The following is a 13,979-nucleotide window of genomic DNA, read 5'->3' as shown; positions in this document are numbered from 1 at the left end:
GCACTTCCAGAATTTGCTGGCGACGATTAGGCTTGTTGCTTTTTTCTGTCTTGCTATTAGGGGTATTGCTTGTCGGCTGGTCCGGCATTCTCAGCGTTTCCTATAAATAATCACTAAATAAGTATTAAGGTCTATCTTGAGTCAATATGACTAGACGATCAAGCCCTCTATTGGCGAAGAGGCTGAAGCGTATAACTTACGTGGCATACGGCCAGCAAGATAAGCCGCTCGACCACTTTCTACTGCCAGGCGCATAGCCTGGGCCATTAGGATAGGGTCTTGAGCTGCAGCAATTGCTGTATTCATGAGTACGCCATCACAACCTAGCTCCATCGCGATACTTGCGTCTGAGGCTGTACCAACACCAGCATCAACTAATATTGGCACCTTCGCATTTTCGAGAATTAGCTTGATGTTGTAGGGGTTACGAATGCCAAGGCCAGAGCCAATCGGAGCACCCAAAGGCATGACCGCAACACAGCCCATTTCTTCAAGGCGTTTAGCAACAAGTGGATCGTCAGTGGTATAAACCATGACCTTGAAGCCGTCTTTTATCAGTTCCTCTGCTGCGATCAATGTTTCTGTTACGTCAGGAAATAAAGTCTTTTGATCGCCTAGTACTTCAAGCTTTACCAAGTCATGTCCACCCAATAGTTCGCGTGCGAGCTTACATGTTCGCACTGCATCTTTAGCGGTATAGCAGCCCGCAGTATTGGGCAGGATGGTGTATTTATCAGGTGAAATAACATCAAGTAGGTTGGGCTCGTCCTTGTTCTGGCCGATATTGGTGCGGCGAACGGCAACGGTGACAATTTCAGCACCGCTAGCCTCTATGGCCAAGCGTGTTTCTTCCAGGTCTTTGTATTTTCCCGTGCCAACTAACAAGCGAGATTGGTAGGTTTTACCGGCAACGGTTAAAGGCGTATTAATATTCGTTGTATCTGTCATAGCTGTACTCTAATTGCTGCTTGGGTTGTAGTGCGTGCTAATATATTGAGTGATTTTTCTAATCTTGAAAGAAGGTCTTCAGATGTCTAGCCACCGCCAATTGCGACGACCACTTCTACCTTATCACCTTCTTTTACTTCGTAGGTATCGTGTTCACTACGGGAAATTATTTCTTCGTTTACTTCGATGGCGTAGCGTTTTCCCTCGAGATCCAGGTGCTGTGCCAGTTCACTCAGCTTGAGTGAAGTGCTTAGCTCATAGGGTTCGCCATTCAGGTTTATCATCATTGTCGTTTTCCACCAGGGTATATCTATATAACGCGGTCTAGTTGGCTTTTCTAAAGGCTAGAAAAAGACACAGCCAACCAGCAATAAAACTCAGGCCTCCAAAAGGCGTTATAGCCCCTAAGAGACGGACTGCTTCGCCAGTAAATGCCTCACTGAATGCAAGCCCATAGAGACTACCACAAAACACTATGATGCCAAGCAGGAAGAAGCTATAACTTGCGTTTAAAAGCTTTTGCGAATGTGGCAGAGGGGAAGCTTCCTTGAACAGGCTCAATATCCCGACCACTAGAATCCCGCATGAGTGAAACATCTGATAATGAACACCCGTTTGATACACTTCTAGCATGCGCTCGCTAATCATCGCTTTTAAGCCATGAGCGCCAAAAGCACCCAAGATCACTGCTAGCATGCATAGCAATGCGCCTATCATAAGCTGGGAATTAGGCTTCATAAGCGAACCTTTCTTTAGTATCGATGTTTAAAGCAGTAAGTGAACCACCCCAGACGCAGCCGGTATCGATAGCTTGAAATTGGTCTTTGTTTGCGCCAGTGAGCCCTGTATTACCCGAGAGTGCCGCCCAGTGTCCGAATATTAGCATGGTGTTGTCGGGCCGAGGCAGGCTGAACCAGGGGACATAGTTATCGGGGGCATCGTCGAGGGTTTCTTTGACGGCAAAGTCGAGCGCACCGTTTTGTTTAACAAAGCGCATGCGGGTAAAGTAGTTTGTAATAGCACGCAGGCGCATCATGCCCGTGTGGTGCTCAGACCAGAGTGCGGGCTCATTGCCATACATCAGGTCAAAGAATGCTTCGTAATCTCCGCGACATAACTCATTGGAAACTTCTTGATTGTAACGATAGGCTTGCTCTGTTGACCATATATGAGGAATGCCGGCGTGACTCATTGCAAGCTTCTGCTCTTTATCCCATATCATTAGAGGTTGATGGCGTAACCAGGTCATCAATTCATGGCAGTCATCTGCTGCAAAAATTTCAGCAAAGGTGTCTTTTCTTTTAGGCTGGCGCTTTAAATAGTAGGTAGCCAATAAGTGAAGGTCATGATTACCAAGAATAACCTTGGCAGGATGTCCGCCTTGGTTACCCAGGCTTTTGATCAGGCGCAGACAGTCAAGCGAGTCGGGGCCTCGATTTACAAGGTCTCCTGCGAACCATAGTTCGTCACGGTTCTGGTCAAAAGATATCTGGTCGAGTAGACGGGTGAGTGCTTGATAGCAGCCCTGAACGTCACCGATGGCATAACGAGCCATAAGCTTTCCTTGTTAGTTATTATTCGTAGGGAAGGGGATCGGCAGCGCTATTTTCTGAAAACGCTTCGAGTCGCTCTTGGCAAGCACCGCATTTGCCACAGGCCTTTTCTCTGCCGTTATAGCATGTCCAGGTTTTACCGTAGTTAAGTCCCATTGCCAGCCCTTTGCTCAGTATTTCTGTCTTATTGATATCCTGAAAAGGTGCAATAATATCAACCGCTTCGTAGTTAGCGATTTTAGAAACCGCATCCATCTTTTCGATAAACTCAGGGCGACAATCCGGATAAATAGCATGATCACCACCGTGGGCGCCGTAGTAGACGGCACTGGCTTTTATTGAAACTGCATAAGCGATCGCAAGAGAAAGCATTACCATATTACGGTTGGGGACCACCGTCGATTTCATGCTTTCTTCTTCATAATGCCCTTCAGGGATTTCAATGTCATCCGTGAGTGAGGAGCCGAGTAATAATTGATGGATTGCGGTGATGTCGACAATTTTATGAGGCAGGCCTAAGTCGTCACATACCTTCTGTGCGTAGTGAAGCTCTTTAGAATGCTTTTGACCATAGTTAAAAGACAGGGCGTAAACTTTCTTACCTTGAGCAATCGCTTGATTTAACAGGGTGAATGAATCCATTCCGCCGGAATAGATAACAACGACTTTATCGCTCATAGCTTCCTCATATAGTCCTTACAGTTGAATTGTGTGGCATTTTATCTCTGTGAACTGGAAAAAGACAGCGGGCTTAGGCCAGATGGTTCAAGGGAACAGAAGTTCGATCGATAATCTTTCTTAGTACAAAGCTGGAATGAACACCGGTAACGCCGGGTATGCGTGTTAGTTTGCCTAAGAGGAAAGCTTGATAGGCATCCATGTCACTCACCAATACTTCAATCATATAGTCCGCAGCTTGCCCGGTGATTAGCATGCATGAGAGTACCTCCGGGCAATCGCTCAATGTTTCCTCAAAGGTATCAAAGCGGTCGTTAGTATGTCTATCCATACTGATTTGTACTAGAGCTGTGAGCTTTAGCCCCAACTTTTCTCTATCTAATAAAGTGACGGTTTTAGATATGAGGCCGCTTTCCTCTAGTTGTTTGACTCTTCGTGAGCAGGGAGAGGGTGATAGGCCGACTTTTTCAGCTAATTCAAGATTGCTGATCCTTCCATCTTTCTGTAGAGCGTCAAGTATGCGCCGGTCAGTTCTATCAATCTTGATCATAGGATTAGATATATATGCTAATAAAGGTTGCTTAAAAGGTTATTTATTGCTTAAGTCTGGTTCAAATAAGAAATAAAAGCAATCTATAACTACATATTGACGCATATAATATCCCTATTGTTGAGCAGTACTCATCTCTCTAGAAATGTAAGGTATAGGAGCATCGCGATGTCATTTGACCACCGTAAATATCAGGCTTTTCCTCGTATAGAGTTGCCCTCGCGCCAGTGGCCTAATCAGCATATTGAGCGTGCGCCGATTTGGTCAAGTGTCGATCTTCGGGATGGAAACCAAGCCTTGATAGAACCCATGTCAGTTGAGCAGAAAAAACGCTTGTTCAAGTTGCTGGTCAAGGTAGGGTTTAAGGAAATTGAAGTCGGCTTTCCAGCGGCATCGCAGCCTGATTTTGACTTTGTTCGTTGGGTGATTGAAGAGCAACAGGTCCCGGATGATGTAACTTTGCAGGTTTTGACCCAGGCACGGCCCGAGTTAATCGAGAGGACATTTGAGTCTTTGAAAGGTGCGCGTAGAGCGATTGTTCACGTTTATAACTCCACTTCTACGGTACAGCGGGAGCAGGTTTTCAAGCTTGGAAAGCAAGGTATTATTGATATCGCCGTAGCGGGTGCCCAAAAGGTTCTAGGCGAAGCAGAAAAAGCGCCAGAAACAGAATGGGTTTTCCAGTATTCACCAGAGAGCTTTACCGGGACAGAAGTCGATTTCGCGGTAGAAGTCGTCGATGCGGTAACTGATGTGTGGCAACCAAGTGTAGAAAAGCCCTGTATCATTAATTTGCCTGCCACGGTGGAAGTGTCTACGCCGAATGTTTTTGCTGACCAAATTGAGTGGTTTGGAAGTCACGTTAAACGTCGAGACGCTATTATCTTGAGCGTGCATACCCATAACGATCGAGGTTGTGGTGTGGCTGCAGCAGAACTAGCTGTTATGGCCGGAGCCCAACGAGTTGAGGGTACCTTGATGGGGAATGGCGAGCGAACGGGAAATATGGATGTCATTACCATGGCGATGAATCTGTATAGCCAAGGTATCGACCCTGAATTGAACTTCTCTGATATGGATGAAATTATCCATACAGTTAAGGCGTGTACACAAATAGATGTTCACCCTCGACACCCTTACGCTGGCGACTTGGTGTTTACCGCTTTTTCTGGCAGTCATCAGGATGCGATTAAAAAATGCTTGTCTGTGCGTAAAAAAGAAGATCCATGGCAAGTTGCTTATTTGCCGATAGACCCGACTGATTTGGGGCGTAGTTATCAGGAGGTTATTCGTGTTAACTCGCAATCGGGCAAAGGCGGTATCGCATATAGCCTAGAGCGTGATTATGGCTTGAATTTGCCTCGCTGGTTACAGGTGGAATTTAGCTCAGCAGTACAAAAAGAAGCGGAGCTTAGCGGAGGTGAAGTTGATTCCGATAGAATCTGGGCGCTTTTCAGGGAAACATATATTGAACAGCAGTCTCCAGTGCATCTAGGGCCTTTTGAGATGAAGCGCTCAACGCATGACAGTATCGAGGCCCAGATCTTTACTGCTCAAGGTTCGGTGAATGTATCAGGTCAGGGACATGGTTTGATGGATGCTTATGTTGATGCCATGAATGCGCAATTTTCGTGTGATATGAAGGTATTGGAGTATTCTGAACATGCGCTTGATCATAGGACCGATGCTGAAGCAGTGACCTATGTTCAGGTCAACATCAATGGCCAGCGCTTCTCGGGGGTGGCGATTCATGAGGATATTGTTACGGCATCTTTGAATGCAGTGATGAGTGCTTATAATCAGTTTATAGCCAAGCAAAACGGAGCCAGCAATAGACTTACTGGCACTTTATAGCCGACTAAACTTTTAGCAGGTTAATAATTTGCAAGGTAGCCTGATTGAAGGAGGGTGAAGGGAAAAATTGTGATAGCATCAGCTCATCATAATTTTTACTGAGTAATAACAATAGGGAACGATATGAAGAAAACACTTTTATTTGCAGTAATGCTAAGCTCTGCCAGCACAGCATCCGCGGGCTTTTTTGACTCGATCTTTGGTAAGAAAGAGGCGGCTCCAGTTGCTCAAACTACCATGACAAATGAAGTAGCAAAAGCTGCGAGTGAAGAGGTGCCAGCAGAAGCATCTGAGACGGGTTCTATGGTTGATATGGCGATGGGGTTATTGCCTACTTTGACTCAAGGGTTGGGAGTTTCTAGTGACCAGGCTGAAGGTGGAATGGGTGCTTTGTTAAAGTTGGCGCAGACAACTCTTTCAGGCGATGAGTTTGGTTCTTTGAGTGAAGGCATTCCTGGTATTGAGGGTATGTTGGCGGCTGCGCCGAGTTTGGGTGATAGCTCAGGCGCGGGCTTAGGTGGCATACTGTCTAAAGTAAGTGGCGCATCAGGTTCACTAGGCGCGCTAGGAGAAGTCACAAAACAGTTTGAAGCCTTAGGCTTGAGCCCGGATATGGTGCTGAAGTTCGCACAGATGGCCATTGAATATTTCTCTGGAGACTCTAAGTCATCTGATGAGCAAGGTTCAGGTATCGATATTGGTGGTTTACTACAGAAAGGCTTAGGTGCAATTTTGTAGTTCTATCGCAAATTACGAATAAAAAAGGGTGCTATGAGCGCCCTTTTTTATTGCGATAAGTGACGGCTTTACTTTCCTGCGCTTTCTAAAGGAAGTAGCTTTAATTCTACACGGCGATTAGCCTGACGGCCTTCGGCAGTGTCATTAGAAGCAACTGGGAAGCGTGGCCCTTTACCCGAAGAGTGAATGCGCCCAGAGGCAATGCCACGAGTCTGGAGTGCATACTTAACGCTGTTAGCACGCTGTTCGCTGAGAGTCTGATTAAACGATAGCGCGCCAGTGGAGTCTGTATGCCCGGTGATTTCAATTGCAGTCTTATCAAATTCCTTTAAGACCAGTGATACAGAATGAATGATTTTCTCAAAACTGGCCTGTAAATCCGACTTACCCGTTTCAAAGGTAATGTTGCCAGGCATCACTAAGATTATTTCGTCGCCCACACGCTTAACGCTTACGCCGCTATTTTTTAGCTGGTGCCTTAGTTTTGCTTCTTGCTGGTCCATGTAATAACCCGCACCACCACCAATAGCGCCACCGGCAACGGCACCAATAAGTGCGCCTTTGCCTCGGTCAGACTTACTCGAGGTTGCAACCCCGATCAGTGCTCCCGCGACTGCCCCGGTCACTGCGCCTGTCGTTGCGCTTGATACTTCTTCTTCACCGGTATAAGGGTCATAGGTCATACAAGCACTGGTTAAGGATGCTAGAACAGTAAGGCTTACGATTTTCTTATTCAACATGAGTTTGCTCCATTATTTCCGTATATATAAATAGTGCTAAAAGGTGCTTAGACTTCGTCTACGTCAACTTGTCCGGATAGCCTGCGCCGAATATGAGACCAGCTCATGCCCAAACATAGAATTGCAGATATAAAAATTTCTAATAACCAGACGAAAGCACTGGGTTCACTTAGGCTAATTAAGCCAATATCGATTAATGCCCAGATAATAATCGCGACGAGCAGCGCTGCGAGGGTGAGCCCGACGGGCCCTAAAGATTTTAGCGTAGCTCTAACGTAAATAACCCAGCCAATGATTAAGGCGACTGCTGATAAGGCTAACCAGGGTGTTGGTTCTGATATAGAAGAGAGCAACCAGTGGTAATAAGAAAAGGTGCTTGGGTTGTAGCTCAATAATACAAGTAATAAAGCGAAAACGAAGCGAATCGCGATGCCTTTGGATGTAATGCTCTTCATTCAATGGGAACCTGTTAAAGAATATTTATCTTCTTAGTATAATAAGCAATGCACATTATAAATACTTACCAATTAGATACCTTGTTCGTTCTGCTGCAAAGCCCACAATTGGGCATATAGACCTTGCGCTTTGATAAGAGAGTGGTGGCTTCCTTGCTCGACCACGCCACCCTTATCAATGACAATAATACGATCAGCATCGACAACGGTGGAAAGGCGGTGGGCGATAACTAGACTGCTCTTACCTGCCGATACTTCTCTGATTGCCTCCATCACTGCGGACTCAGATGCGCTATCAAGCGAGCTGGTTGCCTCGTCAAATAGCAGTATTGCCGGGTTCTTGAGGATGGTTCGGGCAATGGCAACACGTTGTTTCTCGCCACCGGAAAGTTTAAGACCTCTTTCCCCGACTTGAGTTTCATATTGCTTGGGTAAGCCCTCAACAAAGTCTTTCAAATGAGCAAGTTCGATTGCGTGCTTTACTTCTGCATCGCTTGCACCAGGGCGACCATAGCGTACGTTTTCAATCAGGCTGGTATTAAATAGAACGGTGTCTTGAGGCACTACGCCAATCGCTGCGCGCAAACTGTGTTGGGCGCAGTGCTTAATGTTCTGATCATCAATCAGAATCGCACCTTTGCTGGTGTCGTAAAAACGAAATAGTAGCTTCGCGATAGTTGATTTTCCGGCGCCGCTGCTACCAACAAGCGCTACTTTTTCTCCTGGCTGCACGGTAAAACTGAGATTGCTCAGAATCGTTCTACTTGGCTCATAGGCAAAGGAAATATCTTTAAACTCGATCTTCCCGTTTGATACTGTCAGGGGCTGAGCGTTTTGCGTGTCGACAACCAAAGGTGCTTCTTTAAGCAGGCCAAACATACGTTCTATATTGGTCATCGAGCTTTTGATCTCTCGATAGACGAAGCCCAAGAAGTTTAAGGGTAGGAATATTTGCATCATAAAGGCGTTAACCAATACGAAATCACCTAAAGTCATACGTCCGGTGCTGACTTCATGAGCTGCCAGTACCAGCATGGCGGTTAGCGATGAAGAAATGATCAGTGCTTGTCCGCCATTCAGTGCAAATAAAGTGAGACGGTTTTTGCGCTTTGCTTGCTCCCACTTTTCTAGTTCTTTATCGTAAAGGTCCGCTTCATATTGCTCGTTAGTAAAGTACTTAACGGTTTCATAGTTGAGTAGGCTATCAATTGCCCGGGTGTTACTTTTGCTGTCAGCCTGATTCGCTTCGCGAATAAACTGGGTGCGCCAGTCAGTGGTGGTCTTGGAGAACCAGACATAGGCGATGACTGATATCAGTACGATCAAGGCAAACTCGAAGCGATATTGTTGCCATAAAATACCCATGACCAGAAACAGTTCGAGAAAGGTGGGGACAATATTAAACACCAGAAAGCGCATCAAAAAACTAATGCCATTTGTGCCGCGCTCAATGTCGCGAGATAAACCACCCGTTTGGCGGTTCAAGTGAAAGCTCAGACTCAATGCATGAAGGTGTTCGAAAACCTTCAGCCCTACGCGACGCATTGCTCTTTCGGTTACGCGCCCAAATAAGGTGTCGCGGATTTCGCCTAGTAACACATTCATCAGCCGTACCAGACCGTAGGCGAGTAATAAGCCCAAAGGTACAACGAGCAGGGATAGTTCATTATCAGCTAGTTGTTGGTCTAGGTCATCGACGACGTGCTTGAGAATAAAGGGCATGGTAACGCTAGCGACTTTTGCTGCAACCAGACATAACAGAGCGAGAGCGATGCGCTGCTTGTATTCCAAAAGGTAGGGAATGATTTGCTTGATGATTGACCAGTCAATTTCTCGATTGGGGTCAAAGTCTGAACGCATACCGCGCATGTGAAGTATCCTAAGGAAAGAAAGCGCTTAGTGTAGCGTAAAAGGGATAAGTGCCAAAGCGCAATGGATCAGATATGATCTTACTATTCGACGCCCTCTATTTTAGGAGAACTTAGTTTTGTCAGCTCAGCGATTAGTTAAAGTACTAGCGCCAATTGTAGTGTTGTTGCTATGCCTTTTGTTGGCCTATCAGATAAGTCAGTCGCAACCACCCGCGAGCAAGGGGCGTCCTTCAAAGGCAAATCCTTTATTGGTCGAAGTGGATAAAATAGCGCCTCGGGACTTTCAGGTCACGGTAGAGTCCTATGGTGTTCTGAAGGCTAATACCCGGACGAATCTGTTGTCCCTGGTCTCGGGACAGGTTTTAAAGGTCAGCCCTGCTTTTCAGCGGGGTGCTTTTGTCCAAGAGGGTCAAGTCCTGTTGGTGATCGATCCGCTTGAATATGAGGTGAGCTTGCAAACTGCGCGTAGTGATTTGGCTAATGCGGAGTTAGCTCTGGCGGAGGAGGAAGCGCGTTCCGAGCAAGCACTTCGGGATTGGCGTACCCAAGAAAAAATCAATAGTACACCGGCGCGTGATTATGCGCTGCGTTATCCTCAGCTAAAAGCGGCCAAGGCTAAGTTGGAGACGGCTAAAGCCAAGCTATCCTTGGCGCAGAAAAACTTGGAAAGAACTAAAGTTCGAGCACCCTATGATGGTCGTTTGATAGAAACCTTCGTCAATAAAGGCAGTGTCATCAGTACTTCCACGCCCGTGGCAGAGCTTTATTCTAGTGAGTCTTTGGAGCTTAGCTTACCCATAGCTAGTAGGGATCTCGCATTTCTGGACTTACCTTCATCAGAGAGCTATCAGGATACCTCTTCATCAGCTTATGTCCGCATCGAGAACTCCTTAGTTGTACCAGCTGAATATTGGCAAGCAATGATTGTCGGTACTGAGGCGCTGGTTGATGCTGAAAACCAACAAATCTATGCGCTGGCAAAAATAGTGAAGCCGCTCACTTCTGAGAAATCGGAAAGGCCGGTACAAGCGCTAAAGGTTGGACAATATTTGCATGCAAACATACAAGGGAAAACTATAGATGAGGCGATATTAGTGCCGAATTCGGCGATCTATCAGGGCACGTATGTCTATGTTGTAGAGAAAATAGAAAAACAGGATGTGCTTGCCAGGCGGGAAGTAAACGTTCGTTGGCGCAATGAGGAACTTAGCCTGATTGAATCTGGTTTAAATATTGGCGACCTGCTAGTTAGAACACCTTTGGGGCAAGTGACGAGTGGTACGCGCGTGGCGATCGATAAGCGAGTAGAGGGCGCTGCAGACAAGCATCAAGGAGAATCGCCTTGATTGCATGGTTTGCTCGAAATGATGTTGCGGCAAATTTATTGTTGCTGACCATTCTGGCTTTAGGTCTAGGCTCATTGCATTTCTCAATTCCTTTGGAGGTGTTTCCCAGTATAGAACCGCGCTCGGTGCGCGTCACCATCGCGATCCCGGGAGCGATGCCAGAAGATGTCGAGACCAGTGTCAGCATAAAACTCGAAGAAGCCGTGCAAGACCTAGAGGGTATAGAGGATGTAGTGAGTAATGCCAGTGAGGGGCAGTCCCTTCTGATTATTACTCTGGATGACAACTACGACCCACAGACTTTGCTAACAGAAATAAAGAATCGCATTGATGCGGTGAATAATTTGCCTGCGGATGCAGAGCGGCCTGTGGTGAGTTTAAGCAAGCGGAAACGGGAAGTTATTAGTGTCGCGGTGTCTGGCGATTTATCGGAACGGGAAATTCGCCAACAGGCACAGCATGTACGTGATCAATTGCTTGATATTGAAGGGATTACCCAGGTTGAATTAGACGGTGTGCGTGATTATGAAATTAGCATTGAAGTTAACGAGCGGGTATTACAGAAGTATGGACTGAGTCTGTCGCAAGTGGCTTTGGCGATTCAGCAACACTCAAGAGATATCTCTGCCGGAAGCTTAAAAAGTAATGGCGGTGAAATTCTGATTCGCTCTAGTGGGCAGGCTTATAACAAACTAGAGTTTGAGCAGATTCCTGTGCTGAGTCGAGCTGATGGTAGTAGCGTCACGGTTGCAGACTTGGCCAGTGTTAATGATGGCTTTGAGGAAAGCGCCATACTGACCCGCTTTAATGGTCGGCCGGCGGCCTTGGTCGATGTTTATCGTGTCGGTCAGCAAAGTGCTATCGATGTGGCGGATAAAGTCAGGGCCTATTTGCAGGAAGCTGAGTCTTCATTACCCGAAAGCGTTCAGCTTGATGCTTGGCATGACCGCTCAAAAATCGTTAAAAAGCGTCTGAAAACGCTTTCAGATAATGCCATACAGGGCGGTATATTAGTCCTGCTCTTGCTGACTTTGTTTCTGCGTCCTGCCATTGCTTTTTGGGTCTGCATTGGTATACCGGTTTCCTTTATGGGCGCATTGTTAGTGATGCCATTGTTCGATATTACCATTAACGTGATTAGCCTCTTCGGCTTTATTGTTATTCTGGGGATAGTCGTCGATGACGCCATTGTTACCGGCGAGAATATATACTCTCACCTGCGGCGTTCTGAGTCAGGTTTGGAAGCCGCGATCAATGGCACTAAAGAAGTCGCAGTTCCGGTAACCTTTGGTATTTTAACGACGATCGCAGCTTTTCTTCCCATTGCGTTTATTGAAGGCGTGCGCGGGCAATTGTTTGCGGCGATTCCGGTTGTTGTGATTCCTATATTGGTATTTTCTCTAATTGAGTCCAAGCTTGTTTTACCAGCTCACTTGAAGCGAATTAAGCTACAACCTCAAAATCAAAGCTCAGCCTTGGTGGCTGGCTTATCTCGTTTTCAGCAGCGCTTTGCCGACGGTTTTGAAAGTGTTGTCTTGCACTACTATCAGCCAGCACTTCAGTTGGCCTTGAAGTATCGCTACCTTTGTCTGGCGCTTAGTTTTGGTCTCTTATTTATTTTGTATGCCTTGGTTTCGACTGGGTGGATGAAGTTCATATTCTTCCCGAAGGTTCAAAGTGAGTTGGCACGTGCTAACCTGGAAATGCCTATAGGAACACCCGTCGAAGTGACTGATCGATATGTCTTGTCAATGCTGGGAGCTGCCCGTGAGCTTCAGGATAAGTATCACCTGGAAGGCGAGGCGGTGATTCGAAATATCATGGCAACAACTGGCTCTTCTGGTGGTTCGAGCCATATTGGGCGCGTGATATTTGAAATTACGCCGCCAGAAGAGCGTACTTTGGATATCACCAGTCGCGAGCTGGTTAATGAGTGGCGTGCATTAATTGGCCATGTGCCGGGCGCAGAGAAGTTAACTTATCGTGCTGAAATTGGTCGAGTCAGTGACCCGATTGATATCAAGCTGAGTGCGCAGGACTTTAATGCTCTCTCAGGTATTGCTGAGCTAATAAAAGAAAAGTTGGCAAGCTACCCGGGGGTATTTGATATTTCCGATAGCTATTCAGACGGTAAAGAGGCGATTGAGATAGTGCTTTTGCCTCAGGCTTCAGTATTAGGCCTGACACGTCAGGATATTATGTCTCAGGTGCGTGAAGCCTTTTATGGCTACGAGGTGCAAAGAATTCAGCGTGGTCGTGATGATATCAGGGTTGTGGTGCGTTATCCGAAGAGTGATCGGCAGTCTATTCGTTCACTGGAAGAATTCTTGATTCGTAATGCCCAGGGAAGTGCTGTGCCGCTCTCTCAAGTCGCGAGCTTACGAGCAGAGTCAACGCCGGCTGTTATTAGTCGTTTGAATCTGAAGCGTACTATTAGCGTTCGGGCTGATGTCGACAAACAAGCAACCAATATGTTGGTGTTGCAACAGGAGCTACGAGATTATATTGACCGGCAGCTTGGGCAGTTTCCGGGTGTGAGCTACAGTATGGAAGGTGAAGCGAAAGAGCAGCGCCAGTCTTTCGGGAGCTTGAAATGGGGCGTCTTATTTGTGCTGTTTATAATTTATAGCTTATTGGCGATCCCATTTAAGTCTTACTTGCAGCCGGTGGTCGTCATGGCGGTGATTCCTTTTGGCGCAATCGGAGCCATTGCCGGGCACTGGATTATAGGGATGGACCTGACGCTAATTAGCTTGCTGGGAATGTTGGCGCTTACGGGAATTGTCGTGAACGATAGCTTGGTTCTGGTGGATTTTGTTAACAAGCGCCGCAAGGAAGGCAGGGACTTATTGCTAACAGTTAGCGGTGCAGCTGCTGCACGATTCCGCCCAGTTATTCTTACCTCTTTGACCACCTTCTTTGGTTTGATGCCATTGCTGTTTGAACAGTCAACCCAGGCTCAGTTTCTGATTCCGATGGCGGTCTCTTTAGGCTTTGGTATTGTTTTCGCTACCTTAATTACCCTAGTGCTGGTGCCGGTAAATTATTTGGTGATTGCCGATATACAGAGACTGTTTCGCAAGCAAGCACTTAGCGACTAAACTGGCAGTAGCGGTGTGCCAGGCTAATCATGGCTTGATCTTCCGTCTCGAGTATAAGTTCTTTATCTTCGATATAAGAGAGTGCCTGCCCACTCAGCTGATTGCTACTTTGGCTCTGTTCCAGGTAGCAATATTGTTCAGAGGG

General features: G+C 46.6%; 13 protein-coding genes. 4 read left to right on the top strand and 9 right to left on the bottom strand.

From position 1 onward, the window contains the following. Positions 1-150 precede the first annotated feature (150 nt). From A3735_RS03960 to A3735_RS03935, 6 genes are all read right to left on the bottom strand, one after another. Positions 151-948 (bottom strand): thiazole synthase, encoded by a 798-nt coding sequence (locus A3735_RS03960; RefSeq protein WP_068512104.1) that lies wholly within the window; start codon positions 946-948, stop codon positions 151-153. 86 nt (positions 949-1,034) lie between these two features. Further along, positions 1,035-1,235, bottom strand: coding sequence for a sulfur carrier protein ThiS (gene thiS, locus A3735_RS03955; protein WP_068512106.1), 201 nt, complete (start codon positions 1,233-1,235; stop codon positions 1,035-1,037). A gap of 37 nt (positions 1,236-1,272) precedes the next feature. Next, on the bottom strand, positions 1,273-1,686 hold the full coding sequence (locus A3735_RS03950; RefSeq protein WP_068512109.1) for a DUF423 domain-containing protein: 414 nt from the start codon (positions 1,684-1,686) through the stop codon (positions 1,273-1,275). Further along, entirely contained in the window at positions 1,676-2,503 is an 828-nt protein-coding gene (locus tag A3735_RS03945; protein WP_068512112.1) for a symmetrical bis(5'-nucleosyl)-tetraphosphatase, read from the bottom strand. The genes A3735_RS03950 and A3735_RS03945 overlap by 11 nt, the downstream gene beginning before the upstream one ends. A gap of 19 nt (positions 2,504-2,522) precedes the next feature. Continuing rightward, positions 2,523-3,179, bottom strand: a complete 657-nt coding sequence (gene queC, locus A3735_RS03940; RefSeq protein ID WP_068512115.1) for a 7-cyano-7-deazaguanine synthase QueC — start codon at positions 3,177-3,179, stop codon at positions 2,523-2,525. A gap of 73 nt (positions 3,180-3,252) precedes the next feature. Beyond that, the gene (locus A3735_RS03935) at positions 3,253-3,729 is read right to left on the bottom strand and encodes an Lrp/AsnC family transcriptional regulator (RefSeq protein ID WP_068512117.1); all 477 of its coding nucleotides are present in this window, start codon (positions 3,727-3,729) and stop codon (positions 3,253-3,255) included. Positions 3,730-3,897: 168 nt separating this feature from the next. Between A3735_RS03935 and leuA the strand changes: the two genes are divergently transcribed. Continuing rightward, entirely contained in the window at positions 3,898-5,583 is a 1,686-nt protein-coding gene (gene leuA / locus A3735_RS03930; RefSeq protein WP_068513469.1) for a 2-isopropylmalate synthase, read from the top strand. A gap of 123 nt (positions 5,584-5,706) precedes the next feature. Then, a complete protein-coding gene (locus tag A3735_RS03925) occupies positions 5,707-6,321 on the top strand; it encodes a DUF2780 domain-containing protein (protein WP_068513472.1) in 615 nt (204 codons plus the stop codon). 68 nt (positions 6,322-6,389) lie between these two features. Here A3735_RS03925 and A3735_RS03920 read toward each other — a convergent pair whose 3' ends face one another. From A3735_RS03920 to A3735_RS03910, 3 genes are all read right to left on the bottom strand, one after another. Continuing rightward, positions 6,390-7,061, bottom strand: coding sequence for an OmpA family protein (locus A3735_RS03920; protein WP_156490355.1), 672 nt, complete (start codon positions 7,059-7,061; stop codon positions 6,390-6,392). Between the two features lie 47 nt (positions 7,062-7,108). Continuing rightward, positions 7,109-7,516, bottom strand: coding sequence for a DUF6524 family protein (locus A3735_RS03915; protein WP_068513474.1), 408 nt, complete (start codon positions 7,514-7,516; stop codon positions 7,109-7,111). A 72-nt stretch (positions 7,517-7,588) separates the two neighbouring features. Continuing rightward, on the bottom strand, positions 7,589-9,385 hold the full coding sequence (locus A3735_RS03910; protein WP_068513478.1) for an ABC transporter ATP-binding protein/permease: 1,797 nt from the start codon (positions 9,383-9,385) through the stop codon (positions 7,589-7,591). A gap of 118 nt (positions 9,386-9,503) precedes the next feature. Here A3735_RS03910 and A3735_RS03905 point away from each other — a divergent pair, with 118 nt between their 5' ends. Continuing rightward, positions 9,504-10,733, top strand: a complete 1,230-nt coding sequence (locus A3735_RS03905) for an efflux RND transporter periplasmic adaptor subunit (RefSeq protein WP_068513481.1) — start codon at positions 9,504-9,506, stop codon at positions 10,731-10,733. Then, positions 10,730-13,834: an efflux RND transporter permease subunit gene (locus A3735_RS03900; RefSeq protein ID WP_068513483.1), complete on the top strand. Its 3,105-nt coding sequence runs from the start codon at positions 10,730-10,732 to the stop codon at positions 13,832-13,834. The genes A3735_RS03905 and A3735_RS03900 overlap by 4 nt, the downstream gene beginning before the upstream one ends. Positions 13,835-13,979: the final 145 nt, after the last annotated feature.

The organism is Oleiphilus sp. HI0061, assembly GCF_001635675.1.
This window is presented reverse-complemented; position numbering and strand designations above follow the sequence as displayed.